The sequence below is a fragment of the Streptococcus sp. NLN76 genome, assembly GCF_015686645.1.
GTDB lineage: Bacteria > Bacillota > Bacilli > Lactobacillales > Streptococcaceae > Streptococcus.
In genome coordinates this window covers 22,048-34,945 of the sequence record NZ_JADPMS010000021.1, presented here as the reverse complement: position 1 = coordinate 34,945, position 12,898 = coordinate 22,048, and the positions used below count along the sequence as shown (strand labels likewise).

Genomic DNA, 12,898 nt, shown 5'->3' with positions numbered 1-12,898 from the left:
CAAATCTACTTAGCAAGTACTCTACAGCTGAGATACAACCGAATTTATAGTTACGGGAAGTAGCTCAGCTTGGTAGAGTACTTGGTTTGGGACCAAGGTGTCGCAGGTTCGAATCCTGTCTTCCCGACTAGAGCAGATGACAGCAATGTCATCTTTTTTTGTATTTCAAACCCAGTCCCATAGCGAAGACTATACTCTTTTAGTTTATCTTTTATTACTGTGTTAGCTCGTCTTGCCGTACTTCAGTACTGTCTACGACTCGCTGACTTGTACTAAAAGTAAACTAAAAGACTATATCAACAAATTGTTTGAGACCAATTGGACCAAGGTTTCGCTCGCTCCTCCACTCAGGAATTGAGTGGGGGGAGTGTTTATAGATAAAGCGAAGGAACTTCGCGTCAATATCCTGTCTTCCCGACTAGAGTAGATGACCGCAATGTCATCTTTTTTTGTACGCCAAAACTAGTCTCATAGCGAAGATTATCAACAAATTGTTTGAGACCAATTGGACCAAGGTGTGGCTTGCTCCTTCACTCAGGAATTGAGTGAGAGAGTATTTGGATGAAGCGAATGTACTTCACGTCAAAACACTCAGGAATTGAGTGGAGGAGTGTTTATAGATAAAGGGAAGGGGCTTCGCGTCAAAGCTCTTAGGAATGACTGAATTAGTATAGCCTTAGTATTGGAATATTGAGGGTTAGACCAAAGTTGTACCTTCATCCTTTAAGATGTGGTTTGTGTGAATTCTTTGCTCCTGGTTTGAAATAAATACGGTTTCATGTCCTACTGGTATTGCGACTGGTCTTCTATGATGGTAGGATAGAATGTGTGAACTTTCATGTTTTTTTCATTTCTAATTTTATAGCGAGGGATCTATATGTCATTTCAGGCCATTATTTTTGATATGGATGGGGTTTTATTTGATACGGAGCGTTTCTATTATGAACGTCGGGAGAATTACTTAGCGAATCAAGGAATCTCGATTAATCATTTACCACCAGCTTATTTTATTGGTGGGAATATGAAGCATGTGTGGGAAAATATTCTAGGTGAGTCTTATGATGAATTTGATGTGCCTTCTTTGCAGGCAGGTTATTTGGCGCATAAGAAGGAGAATCCCTTACCTTACCGAGATCTTGTTTTTCCTCACGTTCATACTGTTTTGCAAGATCTAAAAGAGAAGGGCTATCCACTTGGTCTAGCATCTAGTTCTGTTAAAAAGGACATTGACCGTGCTCTACAGGAATTGGGAATTACTTCTTATTTTGATGTAGTTCTGTCTGGAGAAGAGTTCCAGGAATCTAAGCCAAACCCAGAGATTTACCAAGCAGCTTGTAAAGCACTTGAGGTGGAACCAAAAGATACCTTGATTATCGAAGATAGTGAAAAAGGAATTCGGGCGGGAGCCCGTGCAGGCGCTGAGGTCTGGGCCATTCGGGATTATCGTTTTGGTTTAGATCAAAGTCGTGCTAGTCGGACCATTGACCACTTGGGGCAAATTATTTCTCTTTTGGAAGTCCTCTAACTTTTGCGGTTTGGGAATTCTTATGATATACTTTTTCCATAATACATGAAATGAGGTAGCTTATGTCTACATTTGAAAAAATTCAAGCCATTATTGTGGAAGAGTTGGAAGTAAATCCGGATCAAGTAACTATGGAATCTACATTTGATGATTTGGATGTTGATTCATTGGATTTCTTCCAAGTTATTACGGCCATTGAAGATGAGTTTAATGTTGAAATTAATGATGATGAGAACATTAAAAGTATTGCGGATTTAGTAGCATTTGTCGAAAAATAAGCCAATTCTTCTTGCCTTAGACTGCTTTCTATGGTAGAATGAGGCTGTTTAGAGGAATCTTAGGAAAGCCTTCTTACAGAGAGCGGTGGGGTTGAGAAATCCGCAGAAGGAGCTGAGATAGGTTGCTAAATGGTTTTTTGAATAACAATTAAGTTGCGGGCCTTGCCCGAAATTGGGTGGTACCGCGGAAAAATCTTCGTCCCTGTCATAAGACAGGGATTTTTATTTTACAAGAAGGAAAAAACAATGGCTAAAAAGAAAAATTCGAAAAAAAAACTCAAAGAATTAAGAAGAGATCACCTGAGGAATGGTCAATCCAAGATTATTAACTTTGAATCTTGGCTTCAAGATGATGTGGAAGAACAACCACAAGTTGATATTGAACATTTAAAAGAAAGAATTCAAAATCTGTTTGAAAATAAGAATTTTTCTTTTGATAATGGTCTCACGAAGGAGGAGAGAGCTTATTATGATGCTCGTGCATTGGAAAATCCAATCGAGAGATTAAGGGCTTTCAGAAAACTTCGAAAGAAATATCCAGATAATTTAGCTATACAAAGCTATCTATTTTCTGCACGTCGAGATGAGTATTGTTATGATGATTTCGTTGAAGCACAGGAGATTCAACGAAAAGCAAAGGATGCTTGGGCAAAAGAAGGATATGCTTCTTGGGTATGGTTTGAATCGAGAGAACCTTTAAAAGCCCTGTATTCTGTGCTGATCTATTATTTAGAAATGGATTTTCTTACTCAGGCTGCGGGACTTGTGGATTTTATTTTGGAGATGCATACAGAGGAATTTCCTGATATGTTTGTTTATCCGATGCTATCGGTCTATAATATGCTATACCGCCATGAGGATATTGTGAACTTTTATGAATATCAAAAAGCATTAGGCTGGGAGGATGACGGTGTCCTAGTGCATCTAATCATTTCTCATTTGTTGCATGGTGATCACAAGGCAGCAGCTTCTGTTTTTGAAGAATTAGCACTGTTAAATCCGATTGCAATTCATGTATTAGGACAGGTTTATTGGAATGTCGGACTTCATAGTGATAATGACTTTGAATATTACCGTCCAAATTCGGCGGAGTACCTTCGGTTTTCTTTAAGTTTTATGTCTCGTTTTTTAATAGATAAAAGGAAAATGGCTTTTGAGTTAAATAATATTGTAGAAAATTTTATTGAAAATCAACCGGATTCTCCTACAAAACGAAATGAGTTTTTTAACAGTCCTGCCATGAAAGGTATTCACTTGCGGCAGGGTCACGCTATCTGCGATGCTGGGATCATGAGTTTGGAAGCTTTAGAGCAGCATACAGAATCTGAAATTCGAGCTATTCCTGGAATTGGGAAAAAGACCATTAACCAATTAAAGGCAAATGGTGTCAATTTTCGAAATCATTTATAGTTAAAAAAAACGGGAGGTGTCCTATGGCCAAAAAGAAAAGTAATAAAAAAGTATTGAAGCAGATGCGCCGAGAGTATAAGGATGAGAAAAAATTTTTGGATACAGGATCACAAGTCAATCACACCATTGACCTGTTTGATGATTCTGACTTTATTTCAGATGAAACTACTCTGGCCTCTAAGAATATTAAAGTATCCGATACCCAAAATATGGACCTTAGTATTTTTGATGACCTAGTTGGAAATTTGCAGGAAGTAGGAGCGAGTGAGGACGAACTAGAGACAGTTGAAGTTGGGATTGCCCTACTTCATGCTCTTCAGATGGAAGAGGGATCAGAGAGAACTAGGGTCCTGGAACAACTAGCCAAAGAACATGTCCATAGTTTTGAAGCGCAATGGTACTATTTAATGGATAGTCGTGAACAATTTACCTATCAGACAATTGAGAGCTACAAAACTTTTGCGAATCTAACGGTGCAGAAACTAGAAGAAGTTACTTCTCCTGCCTGGGACCACCCTCTAACCGGTCAGTATCTAGATGCCTTGACCTTTCTACTGACAGTCTATTTCGAGGAAGGTTTGCTTAACTTGGCACTTGACATTATGGATATCCTTGAACCATATGTCTTTGAAAAAGGGAGTCCTGGCTATTTGCCCAATTTAATGGCAAGTGTCTATTGTTCAACTTTCCAACCTGAATTTGTATTAGACATGTATAGGGATAGGTTATCAGAGAATGTTTATGATGCTGGTCTCAATCTTTATGCTGTAATCGCGAGTTTAATGACGGGCGATTCAGAAGGAGCGAATGACTTGTTTGAGAATCTCGTTAGAGAAGATCCTGAATTTGCTTCAGCTCTGGGAAATCCTCAGTGGTTCTTGGACGTTATGCATCATAATCAGGAAGAGTGTGAGGGGGAACATGAACATTCAATAGCTCACGTTCTCAACCCTCTAGGCTTATTTCTAGCGGATAAGGCCATTCTGATAAATCAATTGACAGACATGTATCTGGAATTTCAGGAAAGGCAACCGAATCATCTTCCAGTAAAGAATTCAAGTGGACCGCAGGACTCTACCCTTAGAGATTTACTAAACACTTTGCCTCAAGGTAATCTCGATGATCTTGTGCATCTGTTCTCTGAGCCGTCCTATGAAGGACTTCAGTTTGATAAGAAACGACTTCTATTAAATGCAGGACTTCGAAGTTTTAAAGATTTTGAGAAAAAGACAGAGAAGGAAGTTCTGGCGATTCGTGGAATTGGACCTGCAACGGTTCGACAACTAAAAGAAAACGGAGTTGTCTTCCGCAAGAGGTGAAGTATTATTAAATCATATCGAAATTTATGTCTCTGATTTAGCGATTTCCCGCAGGTTCTAAGTGTTTCTCCTAAACAATCTGGGCTACATTCTTTACCAAGATTGGGAAGTGGCTTCTCCTTTTTGAAAGAAGGCATTTACTTGGTATTTGTGCAAGCTCCTGATGATGTTTTATACTCTTTTAGTTTATCTTTTATTACTGTGTTAGCTCGTCTTGCCGTACTTCAGTACTGTCTACGACTCGCTGCCTTGTACTAAAAGTAAACTACAAGACTATACAAATGGGATTTCACTGAACAAGGGTTGGCTTGAATCATTTAGCTTTTGAAGTGACAGGGGAATTGGCGACAAGACTTTTTTGGGATTGGAGTGTGGATTCTATAAGACGAAGCTTTTCCCTATGCTGGTGGCCGAGATTGTGAGAGACGCTATGTCCTAGATCCCGATGGCATTAAGATAGAGCTGATTCAGAAGGAGGTAGAATGATAAAGATACTTGGTGAATTCGTCCAGAATCATTTGCCAGATGTAGAGACCGAGCGCCTCTACCTTCGAGAGCGTAAGGTTGCGGATGCGGCAGATATGTTTGCCTATGCTAGTTTACCGGAAGTCGCGACCAATGCTGGTTTTCCGCTTATGAAAAAAGTAGAAGAGGAAGAGGCCTTCATCCAGGGTATTCCCCTTCGAATGGTGCAGGCTGGTTTACCAGGGGGCTATGGAATCACCTTGAAAGGGGAGAATCGTGTCATCGGTTCGGTCGATTTCAATCGGCGTCATGGAAAGCTGGGAGATATCTACGAAGTTGGCTATGTTCTCCATCCTGACTACTGGGGTCAAGGCCTTGTTCCCGAGGCTGTCAAAGCCCTGTGCTTCGTAGCATTTACCCTCATACCGGAGCTTTATAAAATCGAAATTGCCTGTCATGCTTCAAATCTTCAGAGCCAAGCCGTTGCGAAAAAGTCAGGATTTGTTCTTGAAGCTAGACTGAGGGGACGTGAACTTCTGAGAGGACAAAGAGAAGATGAATTGAGGTTTGGTCTGTTAAGGAGTGAGTGGGAAGAACTTATCGATTTAAACCACTAAATAAAATAAAAGGAAAGAATAAAATGTCAAAAGAATTATCAACGAAATACAATCCAGACGAGGTTGAGGCTGGGCGTTATGCCAAATGGTTAGAAGCAGATGCTTTTAAACCATCCGGTGATGCGGAGGCTAAGCCTTATTCTATCGTGATTCCACCACCAAACGTAACCGGTAAATTGCATTTGGGTCATGCTTGGGATACAACCTTGCAAGATATTATTATCCGTCAAAAACGGATGCAGGGCTACGATACCTTGTGGTTACCAGGAATGGACCATGCCGGTATTGCGACTCAGGCCAAGGTTGAAGAGCGTTTGCGGGAGCAAGGCATTAGTCGTTATGATCTCGGGCGTGAAAAATTCTTAGACAAGGTCTGGGAATGGAAGGATGAGTATGCGACCACAATCAAGGAACAGTGGGGGAAATTGGGCTTGTCAGTAGACTATAGCCGGGAACGTTTTACCTTGGATGAGGGCTTGTCCCAAGCTGTTCGTAAGGTCTTTGTGGACTTGTATAAAAAAGGCTACATCTACCGTGGTGAATTTATCATCAACTGGGATCCAGCAGCCCGCACAGCTCTATCTGATATTGAGGTTATCCATAAAGAGGTTGAGGGTGCCTTCTATCATATGAATTATATGTTGGAAGATGGCTCACGCGCCCTTCAGGTTGCGACGACTCGTCCTGAAACCATGTTTGGAGATGTGGCCGTTGCAGTTAACCCAGAAGATCCACGTTATAAGGATTTGATTGGACAGAATGTTATTTTGCCAATCGTGAACAAACCAATCCCAATTGTGGCGGACGAACACGCTGATCCAGAGTTTGGAACCGGGGTTGTTAAAATTACCCCAGCCCACGATCCAAATGACTTCCTTGTTGGTCAACGCCATGATCTGCCACAGGTCAATGTGATGAATGATGATGGAACCATGAATGAACTCGCGGGTGAGTTCGCTGGCATGGATCGCTTCGAGGCTCGTAAAGCTGTTGTTGCGAAATTGGAAGAACTGGGAGCCTTGATAGAGATTGAACAACGTGTTCACTCAGTAGGTCACTCTGAGCGTTCAGGTGCAGTGGTTGAACCTCGCTTGTCTACTCAGTGGTTCGTCAAGATGGATCAACTGGCTAAAAATGCTATTGCCAACCAAGATACGGAAGATAAGGTTGCGTTCTATCCTCCACGCTTCAATGATACCTTCCTTCAATGGATGGAAAATGTTCATGACTGGGTGATCTCTCGTCAGTTGTGGTGGGGACATCAAATTCCAGCTTGGTACAATGAAGCAGGTGAAATGTATGTCGGCGAAGAAGCTCCAGAGGGAGAAGGTTGGGTTCAAGACGAAGATGTCTTAGACACTTGGTTCTCCTCTGCGCTTTGGCCTTTCTCAACCATGGGATGGCCAAATACAGAATCGGCGGACTTCCAACGCTATTTCCCAACCTCAACTCTTGTAACGGGTTATGACATCATTTTCTTCTGGGTGTCTCGGATGATTTTCCAATCTCTTGAGTTCACAGGCCGTCAACCATTTAAGAACGTTCTTATTCACGGATTAATTCGCGATGAGCAGGGCCGTAAAATGTCCAAGTCCTTGGGCAATGGTATTGACCCAATGGATGTCATTGACAAATATGGTGCCGATGCTCTTCGTTGGTTCCTCTCCAATGGTTCTGCACCTGGGCAAGATGTCCGCTTCTCCTATGAGAAGATGGACGCCTCTTGGAACTTCATTAATAAGATTTGGAATATTTCTCGTTATATTTTGATGAATAATGAAGGGCTAAGTCTGGAAGCCGCACGTGAGCAGGTTGAAAAGGTTGTAAGCGGTCAAGCTGGCAATGTAACCGACCGTTGGATCTTGCATAATTTGAATGAAACGATCGCCAAAGTCACTGACAATTTTGAAAAATTTGAATTCGGTGTAGCGGGACATATCCTCTACAACTTTATCTGGGAAGAGTTTGCCAACTGGTATGTTGAGTTGACCAAGGAAGTTCTTTACAGTGAGGATGAGGCTGAGAAAGTCGTGACACGTTCCGTTCTTCTGTATACCTTGGATCAAATTTTGCGACTCTTGCATCCAATCATGCCATTTGTAACTGAGGAAATCTATGGACAATATGCAGAAGGAAGCATTGTCCATGCAGCCTATCCAGTGGTGAATCCTAGCTTCGCCAATGAGGTAGCTCATGCTGGAGTTGAAAGTCTCAAGGACTTGATTCGGACTGTCCGCAATGCACGAGCTGAGGTGAACGTAGCTCCGTCTAAGCCCATTAGCATTTTGATTAAAACCAAAGATGCAGGCTTACAAGGCTTCTTCCAAGACCATGTCAACTACATCAAGCGCTTCACCAATCCAGAGCACTTGGAAATTGCGGCTGATTTGGAGGCACCAGAACTCAGCATGAGTGCGGTTATCTCTGGCGCTGAAATCTACCTTCCATTGGCAGACTTGCTCAATGTTGAAGAGGAATTGGCACGTTTGGACAAAGAGTTGGCTAAGTGGCAAAAAGAGCTCGATATGGTTGCCAAAAAATTGGGTAATGAGCGCTTCGTAGCCAACGCCAAACCTGAAGTCGTTCAAAAAGAAAAGGACAAACAAGCCGATTACCAGGCTAAATTTGACGCAACCCAAGAACGGATTGCAGAAATGAAAAAATTGGTATAAAATAGAGGACCTCGCTGGTGAAGACTGGCGGGGTTTTGTGAAATACTCATGGGCTTTCACTAGTCCGTTCTTTGAATGATTCGAGGATTTTGATTTCGAAATGAGCTATGTGCATGGAGGTGTTTATGAAAGTTGATTTGAAATTAGGGAACTATTCTCAGATATCCTTTGAGGTGAATCCTGAAGAGAAAACAGCCCAGCCAATCATTAGGAACGGTCAGCCCCATTCTGAAGGTTCTTTTACGAGCTTGGTTTTTCCAGAAAATAAACAGACCTATGTTGGTTTGGAGGCAGAATTAAATTATTTGATTCGGACTAATTACCGGACAGACAATCGCAGTTTGAAAAAACTCCTACAAGAGATTCCGTCAGGAATGGCTTTCTCTGCCAAGGAACCAAATCTAACCCTAGATCTTCCCAATCAGGATGGTCCGTTGCCCCTTAAGGAAGCTCGAATCCTAGATGGGAAGCTGATGCTAGAGAGCGGTCAGACCTTCGGCGATAATCTTCTCAAAGGCAATCAACATAAGGATGTTTTCTTACAGGAAGGTCAACCTGTTATGGTGAAGCGGGATAATGTTAATCCGGAATTTGGAGATGACTGGGAAGCTGGGAATTATGACTATAGCTATTCCTCAGTAGCCGAGACCTTGGTATCAATTTTAATCGAGAATCTCTCAGGCTTGGATACCGATAGCCATGCTCGCTATCAATTTCTGATGATTGATGATGGTAAAAGCTTACAGTCGGGAACCTTATCCCCATTTTTGACCAAGGAAACCGAAGTGGACTGGGTTCTTAGTGATCCTCGGCAACGAGAACGAAAGGTACTCACTGCTTTAGAGACCTTTGCCCAAAAAGTTGTCGACAGTCCACCCTTGGAACGCTTTCATTATTTGGTGAAGCTCTATTCCTCTTTTGACGGAATTGATGAACCACAGGCACGGGCCTTCTTACGAGATCAAATTGCTTTGGACATCTTGACTTTGAACCAGGATCGGCATACCAATGCTGGAAACTATGCAGTGGTTTTTGACCAAGTGAGTGGCCAAGCTCGCCTGATTAACTATGATTATGGACGCAGCCTACCTACACCAGTCCCTTGGTCTGATCGAACAGAGGAAGCTTATATCGATGACTATCTGGTAGGAGATATGGAGGATGATATACGAAGTAATAACCACTTAAAAAATCGTCACCATTCCCTTTTGGTTGGTCTAGATTTCGAGACCATTCTCACTTTTTTACAGGTAGAGGGGTTCCAGCCTTTTCGTCTAAATCGTGCTCAATTTGAGAAAGATTGCCAAGATTTCCTTCAACAGCTCGAAGATCTCCAAGTTCCCTTTCTAAAATTTGCCCGCTACAAGGTGGCCATGCTCCAAACCATTTTGGATACAGATTGGGGACGAGCTTTGGTGGTCAGTCACTAATCTATGCACCCCAATCGTTCAGTTGGGGTGCATTTTTTGCAAAAGAAGGATTTAGACTTCTAATTTGGAGGGAATTGAATTTTTGGCCAATAATCTGTATAATAAATATGTGATAAAAGTTACAAGGTAGGATTGCTTATGGGAGTCAGTTGTTATGGAAAAGCCTTTCGTAAAATTCGAAAGGAACGAAAAGTGAGTCTAAAAGAAGCTGCTGGAGATATCATCAGCCCTCAATTGCTGAGTCAATTTGAATTGGGGAAGAAAAATGTATCTCTGTCCAATTTTGATCAATTGCTTGCTTCGGTTGGTATCAGCTTGCTTGAATTTGCGCGCGAATTGGAGTTGGAAAAACTAGAATCCTCGAGATATGAAAATATGTATGAAAATTCGGGGGGGGGGTATTTTCAAAGATTAATCTCCAAAAAATTTAGTTTTTAGAGTCAAAAGTTTAATGATGTGGATTGATGAATCGGCTTGAACAAAAAAAGAATTTCTCCACTAATCAGGGGCGGTTTAATTGTGTCTTGCTAGGCTTTACCGGGCGAACCCTTGTATCGGGAAGAAGGAGGGGTTCTGCCCCCTCATGGCCTTTGCTGTGGAGCTTGGTGGAGCCAAGGCTTTTCGGGCAAATGGGGTTAGGTACATTCATAAAATTCAGTCCGTTTCTCCTTGCCCATTATTGGAAGCATTACAAGAAACTGCACACCGCAAGAACCCTTTATTACGGCTACCTTGCGAGGAGGATAAGAAACAACCATGAGTCCTTTCCATAACTCTATTGTTCTGGGAAACATTACAATAGTCAAGTATTTATACAATTATTGTTCAAACTGGGTTTTAATAACCCTCTAAACTTATATTACGAGGAGGTACGTGTATGGTCGCATTTGCAACCGGAGTTGTCGTTGGATTTGTCGGCGCTTGGGTATTAAAAAATTGAAATAAATAGCAGACGAAAAATTTATTAAAGCTTCCATTTGAAATTGGAAAAATCTCCAAACCTTCATTCAAGGGTCCTGTTCAAGCACCAGTCGAACAGGATCTTTTGTGATTTTATGGTCTATGTTATGTGGAATCTTGTAAAAATCAGATAAAATGGAGTATAATAACAGGTATGAGAGTAGTAGCAGGAAAGTATGGTGGGCGACCACTTAAGACCCTGGCTGGGCAGACAACTCGGCCGACAACAGATAAGGTAAAAGGGGCCATTTTCAGTATGATCGGTCCCTATTTTGATGGGGGGCATGTATTGGATTTGTATGCTGGTTCAGGCTCTTTGGGTATTGAGGCGATTTCACGGGGGATGGACCAGGCTGTGCTTGTTGAAAAAGATCGTCGTGCTCAGGCTGTTGTAGCGGCCAATATTGAGATGACCAAGGAGACTTCTCGTTTTCAGTTGATGAGAATGGAGGCTAAGCGTGCCTTGGCCCAGTTGAATCAGCCCTTTGATTTAGTCTTATTGGACCCTCCCTACGCCAAGGAAACCATTGTGCGGACAGTCTTAGAGTTAGAACAGAAGAAGCTTTTATCTTCAGGTTCCTTGATTGTTTGTGAAACGGATAAGGGGGTTGATTTACCCGATTCCATAGGAACGAATCACAAGTGGAAAGAGAAAGTCTACGGAATTTCAAAGGTGACCATTTATGAAAGTCAATAAGGGCTTATATGCAGGTTCATTCGATCCTCTGACAAAAGGGCATGTAAATATCATTGAACGAGCTGCTGTATTGGTAGATGTCCTTTATGTGGGAATTTTTGTAAACCCGAATAAGTCAGGATTCTTTACCATGGAAGAGCGGTTTCAAATTCTTCAAGAGTCTCTGGTGAATGTACCTAATGTAAAAATTATTCTTGTTGAAGATCGGCTGTTGGCAGATGTTGCCAAGGAGTTGGACATCGATGTTCTCTTCCGAGGTTTGCGAAATTCGGAGGACTTCGCTTATGAAGCCAATATGGATTATTTCAATCGTCGTTTGACAGAGGGAGTGGAGACTCTTTATTTGATAGCCCAGCCAGATTTAGCTCCCATTAGTTCCAGCCGTATGCGGGAATTGATTCATTTTAGACGAGATATTTCAGAATATGTACCGACTCCGGTGCTTGGAATGGTGTTGAAAAAATATGAAAGCGAATAATAAACGTAGGAAACTTTGGCTGCTGCCAGTGGTGCTTTTAGGATTATTGATTATTTCCTTCTGGATTCCGCTGCCTTACTATATCGAGGTTCCAGGTGGGTCAGCTGCTGTTAGCTCTGTTCTACGGGTTAATAAGGAAGAGGATCAGGCAGATGGCGAGTACCAGTTTGTGACAATAGGGGTTATTCGAGCAAAGTTACCCCACATGCTGTATGCCGGTTTAACGCCTCATACAGATATTATTCCAGCAGCGGATTTGACCGGTGGTGCTAGTGATGAGGAGTATCAGCGGATTAATCAATTTTACATGCAAACGTCTCAAAATTTCGCTAAATACCAGGGGTTAACCAAGGCCAAAAAAGAAATTGAGATGAAATTTTTAGGGGTTTATGTTTTGAGCTTAGCTGAGGATTCTACATTTAAAAATATTCTGCATCTTGGTGATACAGTAACTGGTGTTAATGGTAAGACATTCAAAAGTTCCCAAGAATTGATGGATTATGTTGGCAAATTAAAAATTGGTGATGAAATCAGCGTAGAATTTGAAGACCAGGGAGAAAATCGGTCTGAAATGGGGAAAATAATCAAACTGGAAAATGGGAAAAATGGAATCGGGATTGGATTGATTGACCGAACTGAGGTTCAAAGTGACATCCCGATTGAATTTTCAACTGAAGGGATTGGAGGTCCTAGTGCAGGTCTCATGTTCTCTTTGGCCATTTATACTCAACTCGCAGATCCAGACTTACGTGATGGACGGATTATTGCTGGGACAGGTACCATTAGCGAAGATGGAAAAGTCGGCGAAATTGGCGGAGCAGATAAAAAAGTGGTTGCAGCCCATGAGGCAGGCGCTGAAATTTTCTTTGTCCCAGATAATCCTTTAACAGATGAAGAGAAAAAAGCGAATCCAAAAGCCAAATCCAATGCGGAGGAGGCCAAGGAAACAGCTAAAGAATTGGGGACTTCTATGAAGATTGTACCGGTTAAAACCTTAGACGATGCCATTAAATACTTAGAAGATACCAAAAGGAAAGACTAAAGGAG

Annotated in this window: 11 protein-coding genes, 1 tRNA gene and 1 pseudogene; all 13 read left to right on the top strand. The window is 41.8% G+C overall.

Annotation, left to right across the window (positions count from 1 at the left end):
• Positions 1 to 53: 53 nt before the first annotated feature.
• Positions 54 to 127: transfer RNA gene (locus I1A59_RS05480), tRNA-Pro, on the top strand.
• 750 nt (positions 128 to 877) lie between these two features.
• A complete protein-coding gene (locus tag I1A59_RS05475; RefSeq protein WP_196091789.1) occupies positions 878 to 1,525 on the top strand; it encodes an HAD family hydrolase in 648 nt (215 codons plus the stop codon).
• A gap of 62 nt (positions 1,526 to 1,587) precedes the next feature.
• Positions 1,588 to 1,803, top strand: coding sequence for an acyl carrier protein (locus I1A59_RS05470; protein WP_196091788.1), 216 nt, complete (start codon positions 1,588 to 1,590; stop codon positions 1,801 to 1,803).
• 246 nt (positions 1,804 to 2,049) lie between these two features.
• A complete protein-coding gene (locus tag I1A59_RS05465) occupies positions 2,050 to 3,213 on the top strand; it encodes a helix-hairpin-helix domain-containing protein (protein WP_196091787.1) in 1,164 nt (387 codons plus the stop codon).
• A 23-nt stretch (positions 3,214 to 3,236) separates the two neighbouring features.
• Positions 3,237 to 4,532 (top strand): hypothetical protein, encoded by a 1,296-nt coding sequence (locus tag I1A59_RS05460; protein ID WP_196091786.1) that lies wholly within the window; start codon positions 3,237 to 3,239, stop codon positions 4,530 to 4,532.
• Positions 4,533 to 5,014: 482 nt separating this feature from the next.
• Positions 5,015 to 5,614 (top strand): GNAT family protein, encoded by a 600-nt coding sequence (locus I1A59_RS05455; RefSeq protein ID WP_196091785.1) that lies wholly within the window; start codon positions 5,015 to 5,017, stop codon positions 5,612 to 5,614.
• A 23-nt stretch (positions 5,615 to 5,637) separates the two neighbouring features.
• The gene (locus I1A59_RS05450) at positions 5,638 to 8,286 is read left to right on the top strand and encodes a valine--tRNA ligase (protein ID WP_196091784.1); all 2,649 of its coding nucleotides are present in this window, start codon (positions 5,638 to 5,640) and stop codon (positions 8,284 to 8,286) included.
• A gap of 125 nt (positions 8,287 to 8,411) precedes the next feature.
• Positions 8,412 to 9,716 (top strand): hypothetical protein, encoded by a 1,305-nt coding sequence (locus I1A59_RS05445; RefSeq protein WP_196091783.1) that lies wholly within the window; start codon positions 8,412 to 8,414, stop codon positions 9,714 to 9,716.
• A 138-nt stretch (positions 9,717 to 9,854) separates the two neighbouring features.
• The gene (locus I1A59_RS05440) at positions 9,855 to 10,154 is read left to right on the top strand and encodes a helix-turn-helix transcriptional regulator (protein ID WP_247644768.1); all 300 of its coding nucleotides are present in this window, start codon (positions 9,855 to 9,857) and stop codon (positions 10,152 to 10,154) included.
• A 30-nt stretch (positions 10,155 to 10,184) separates the two neighbouring features.
• Positions 10,185 to 10,454 (top strand): annotated as a pseudogene (locus I1A59_RS09845) (N-acetylmannosamine-6-phosphate 2-epimerase); the annotation flags it as partial.
• A gap of 376 nt (positions 10,455 to 10,830) precedes the next feature.
• The gene (rsmD, locus tag I1A59_RS05430; protein WP_196091781.1) at positions 10,831 to 11,373 is read left to right on the top strand and encodes a 16S rRNA (guanine(966)-N(2))-methyltransferase RsmD; all 543 of its coding nucleotides are present in this window, start codon (positions 10,831 to 10,833) and stop codon (positions 11,371 to 11,373) included.
• The gene (coaD, locus tag I1A59_RS05425; RefSeq protein WP_196091780.1) at positions 11,360 to 11,851 is read left to right on the top strand and encodes a pantetheine-phosphate adenylyltransferase; all 492 of its coding nucleotides are present in this window, start codon (positions 11,360 to 11,362) and stop codon (positions 11,849 to 11,851) included. Before rsmD ends, coaD begins: the two co-directional genes overlap by 14 nt.
• Positions 11,838 to 12,893, top strand: coding sequence for a SepM family pheromone-processing serine protease (locus tag I1A59_RS05420; RefSeq protein WP_196091779.1), 1,056 nt, complete (start codon positions 11,838 to 11,840; stop codon positions 12,891 to 12,893). Before coaD ends, I1A59_RS05420 begins: the two co-directional genes overlap by 14 nt.
• The last annotated feature ends 5 nt before the right edge of the window (positions 12,894 to 12,898 follow it).

What these genes read in the sequence shown, in the direction of transcription:
- I1A59_RS05475 (WP_196091789.1), top strand. Translation starts at nt 878, where the DNA reads ATGTCATTTCAGGCCATTATTTTTGATATGGATGGGGTTTTATTTGAT.
- I1A59_RS05470 (WP_196091788.1), top strand. Translation starts at nt 1,588, where the DNA reads ATGTCTACATTTGAAAAAATTCAAGCCATTATTGTGGAAGAGTTGGAA.
- I1A59_RS05465 (WP_196091787.1), top strand. Translation starts at nt 2,050, where the DNA reads ATGGCTAAAAAGAAAAATTCGAAAAAAAAACTCAAAGAATTAAGAAGA.
- I1A59_RS05460 (WP_196091786.1), top strand. Translation starts at nt 3,237, where the DNA reads ATGGCCAAAAAGAAAAGTAATAAAAAAGTATTGAAGCAGATGCGCCGA.
- I1A59_RS05455 (WP_196091785.1), top strand. Translation starts at nt 5,015, where the DNA reads ATGATAAAGATACTTGGTGAATTCGTCCAGAATCATTTGCCAGATGTA.
- I1A59_RS05450 (WP_196091784.1), top strand. Translation starts at nt 5,638, where the DNA reads ATGTCAAAAGAATTATCAACGAAATACAATCCAGACGAGGTTGAGGCT.
- I1A59_RS05445 (WP_196091783.1), top strand. Translation starts at nt 8,412, where the DNA reads ATGAAAGTTGATTTGAAATTAGGGAACTATTCTCAGATATCCTTTGAG.
- I1A59_RS05440 (WP_247644768.1), top strand. Translation starts at nt 9,855, where the DNA reads ATGGGAGTCAGTTGTTATGGAAAAGCCTTTCGTAAAATTCGAAAGGAA.
- rsmD (WP_196091781.1), top strand. Translation starts at nt 10,831, where the DNA reads ATGAGAGTAGTAGCAGGAAAGTATGGTGGGCGACCACTTAAGACCCTG.
- coaD (WP_196091780.1), top strand. Translation starts at nt 11,360, where the DNA reads ATGAAAGTCAATAAGGGCTTATATGCAGGTTCATTCGATCCTCTGACA.
- I1A59_RS05420 (WP_196091779.1), top strand. Translation starts at nt 11,838, where the DNA reads ATGAAAGCGAATAATAAACGTAGGAAACTTTGGCTGCTGCCAGTGGTG.